This window comes from Stenotrophomonas sp. NPDC078853, assembly GCF_044901215.1.
GTDB lineage: Bacteria > Pseudomonadota > Gammaproteobacteria > Xanthomonadales > Xanthomonadaceae > Stenotrophomonas > Stenotrophomonas lacuserhaii.
The window spans coordinates 1-2952 of sequence record NZ_JBJDOQ010000034.1; the positions used below are offsets into that span (position 1 = coordinate 1).

Consider the following 2952-nt stretch of genomic DNA (forward strand, 5'->3'; position numbering starts at 1 on the left):
AACATAATATACAAACTGCCGTGGTCAGCCGTTGCAAGTGATTGAATTGAAACGGGATTAGCCCTTGCTGCGCCAGGTGCCAGCGACACTGCCAGAACTAGCGCCCCGATCACCGTAGTGACCGGGGACAGTCTGTCCCACAGTGCACCAAACATCTTCTTTTCTATCCGCGTCGTGGCTTGCTCGGTCTTTACCAGCGCCCATATCCCGGGGTCTGCCTGAGCCATTTCTATCAGCCTTAGCAGCTGTTCGTCGTTGATCTTGCCGCCATGTCGCCATTTGGAGACCGCGCTGCGGGTCACCTTCATTTTTTCCGCCAAGCAATTATCCGAGTCGCGCTCGCACGTCTTGCGCGCCTTGTCAAGCAATTTATTTAGCGTTTCCATTTGTCTTGCCAGTTGACAGTGGTGTCCACTCTGAGGATACACTCCGCCCCGTGTTTCCTGCGAGGAAATATCCCGGCAGCCGGTTCCCAAGGCCGCTGCCGGGAACTTGGGAACCTTGGGGCATGGGGATGCACATGGACGCAACGATTCTGGCAGCGCTTGCAGGCGCAGCCCTCGCCATCTCGGTAGGGCTGGCAAAGCTCTTTACGTGGATCTACGACCAGCGCCAGGCCGCAGCCGTGCGCTCCATGCGCCAGCGCGCCATGGTCGCCCAGGCATTCGCCGAGGTGCGCCGTGGTTGAGTGCTTGCAGGTCAGTGAAGCGGGTGCAGTGGCAGTCCTGTTCTTTGTCGTTGGTGGCGCATTCGGCGCGGGCTTCTTGCTCGGGGTTGAGTACGTCTGGGTGGCCGTTCGGCGGGCTCTTGACCGTCGGAAGGGAGCTAACTAATGCACCTGCTCGAATTCGTGCTGTGGATGGCGCTGGCTCTGTTGTCGTCCATCGCCGTGTACGTCATGAGCGGTTGCTCCCTTCATTGGGTCACCGCGTGGGTCGGCGGTTTGACCATCGTCTCATTTGTGCGGGCCTTGCGATGAGTGCTGATCAGTCGCGTCTGTTCGCTGCTTGCATGCCCTTCGACGGGTACTTTTCCCCGGTCTCTACCGGTGAAAAGGTGCGGAGTGGGGGAGGGGAGGTTGGCCCGGGGAGTAACACGGGCCAAAAGGGTCAGCAAACCGCGATAGTGGACTACCTGACCCTTGTGTTGCCCGCCTCTTCGCTTGAAGAGTTTCGTTGCTCCAACATCGATCTTCTGATCTACAAGCTGTTCGGTTTCCGGGGTGAAGTTGTTGCCGGTGCGATCCGGGAAAAGAACTGGAACTTCTACCCCCTGTCGGCGATTTTGAAGGATCGTGACGGCGAGCTGGTTGGCCATATCGGACTCGGTGGCAACAAAGAAACCGTCTGCGTCAGCATCTCCGGCGCAGGCTGCAAGTGGGTCAAGGACTGGCGCGTCACGTATAACGCCGCCGTCCAGTTGAAGGCGCGCATCAGCCGTATCGATTGCGCCCATGACGACTACGAAGGCAAGCGCCTGGACGTGCATGCGCTGCGGGAACGCGCTGCTGCCGGTGACTTCTGCGAGGGTGGTTGCCCTCCGCGCCACCGCTTCATGTCCGACGAAGGCCACGGCACCGGCTCCACGCTGTATGTCGGCGGGAAGGGTCACAAAGAGCTGTGCGTCTACGAGAAGGGCAAGCAGCTGGGCCTGCCGTCGTCTCCGTGGGTGCGTGCTGAGGTGCGCCTGTACGGCAAGCACGTTGAAGTTGCCTTGGAATCGCTGCTGGACCCCGGCGCATATCTGCGCGGCTCCTACAGCGTCATGGCCGAACTGATTCAGGGGGTGTGCACGCGTCTGCGCACGATCCGTAAGCAAGTCGAAGTTTCCGCCGAGGCGATGGTTCTGTGGATGAACCGTCAAGTCGGCCCCGCCCTCAATGTCCTCCGCGATGCGTTCGGTGATAGCTGGTCCGACTTCGCAGAGGAACGCGTGCTCCGGTCAGGCCACCCCGGACGTTTTCGCGGTATCGCCTCAGGTGAGCCACTCGCCAAATATGTGAGAGAAGAACTATGCCGATTTGCCGCGTAAAGTCTGCTGCCGTTGATGAGCAGCGTAATGAAAAGAAGGGAACGATCATGCGTTCCCAGATGGCTGGCCTCGACCTGGGCAACGGCTTTGAACTGCCGTTCCGTATCGGTATCGGCCAGCGCGCCCCGTATCAGGCTGGTGAATACGACATCGATCCGAAGTGCTTCGCCCTCAGTGAGTACGGTGACCTGACGTTGAAGCGCTACGTGGATCTGATTCCGTTGCAGGCCAAGCCTGTTGCGCCGCCGAAGGTCCCCTAATCCATGACGCGGTACGTCTACGAATGCGTGCAGTACAACCAGCAGACTGGCACCTGCGAGCAGGCTGCATTCGTACCGCGCACAGAAATCCCGACGCTCTCCACGGCCGAAGTGTCGGGACTGCTGTCTGCCGTCGCGGTGTGTTACGCCGTGTCCTGGGCATACAAGCAACTAGGCCGAACTATCCGTAACTAATCAAAGGAAATGCAATGGAACTCGACGCAACCGCTGCACTGACCGTACTGGCAACGCTGGCTGGCACCATCGGCCTTATCGGTGCCGCCAAGCTGGCGCCGGCCGCAATCTCGGTCGGTTTCAAGTGGCTGAAGGGCGCGATCTTCGGTTGATCGTAAAGCAGCTGGGGCCGGTCAAACCGGCCCCTTTTTTTATGGGGATTTTGTGATGCTCGGGATATTCGTTTTGTGGGTCGGTGCGTCGATCATCGGCACCCTATTTCAGGATTGACTATGCGCCTGTTGATTGCAATCGCAGTCTTTATTGTTGCCATACTCCTGATGTCCGCAGAGGCCAGAGCGCATACGATAGGATGCCAAGTTGCATCTCAGTGCGATGAGGGGCGTGCGTGGTCTGAGTTGCAGGCTGTGCCCGTGGACCACTGCAAAGCCATCCAAGATCGCGGCGTTCCAAATAGCGTCGTTGT

7 protein-coding genes are annotated in these 2952 nt (G+C 59.1%); 6 read left to right on the forward strand and 1 reads right to left on the reverse strand.

Translation table 11 applies throughout. The annotated features are described in order from the left end of the window. Nucleotides 1-386: DUF3693 domain-containing protein (locus tag ACI2JH_RS19610; protein ID WP_404736991.1), on the reverse strand; the 386-nt coding region annotated here is incomplete at its 3' end. Nucleotides 387-520: 134 nt separating this feature from the next. Between ACI2JH_RS19610 and ACI2JH_RS19615 the strand changes: the two genes are divergently transcribed. The 6 genes from ACI2JH_RS19615 to ACI2JH_RS19640 all read left to right on the forward strand — a co-directional run. Further along, nucleotides 521-688, forward strand: a complete 168-nt coding sequence (locus ACI2JH_RS19615) for a hypothetical protein (RefSeq protein ID WP_404684427.1) — start codon at nt 521-523, stop codon at nt 686-688. 144 nt (nt 689-832) lie between these two features. Continuing rightward, a complete protein-coding gene (locus ACI2JH_RS19620) occupies nt 833-979 on the forward strand; it encodes a hypothetical protein (protein ID WP_404736992.1) in 147 nt (48 codons plus the stop codon). Nucleotides 980-1125: 146 nt separating this feature from the next. Continuing rightward, nucleotides 1126-2031, forward strand: coding sequence for a replication initiation factor domain-containing protein (locus ACI2JH_RS19625; RefSeq protein WP_404736993.1), 906 nt, complete (start codon nt 1126-1128; stop codon nt 2029-2031). Further along, the gene (locus ACI2JH_RS19630) at nt 2013-2291 is read left to right on the forward strand and encodes a single-stranded DNA-binding protein (protein WP_404684425.1); all 279 of its coding nucleotides are present in this window, start codon (nt 2013-2015) and stop codon (nt 2289-2291) included. The genes ACI2JH_RS19625 and ACI2JH_RS19630 overlap by 19 nt, the downstream gene beginning before the upstream one ends. A gap of 209 nt (nt 2292-2500) precedes the next feature. After that, nucleotides 2501-2638, forward strand: a complete 138-nt coding sequence (locus ACI2JH_RS19635) for a hypothetical protein (RefSeq protein ID WP_404684424.1) — start codon at nt 2501-2503, stop codon at nt 2636-2638. 120 nt (nt 2639-2758) lie between these two features. Then, nucleotides 2759-2952 (forward strand): hypothetical protein (locus tag ACI2JH_RS19640; protein WP_404736994.1); only part of this gene is annotated, 194 nt, incomplete at its 3' end.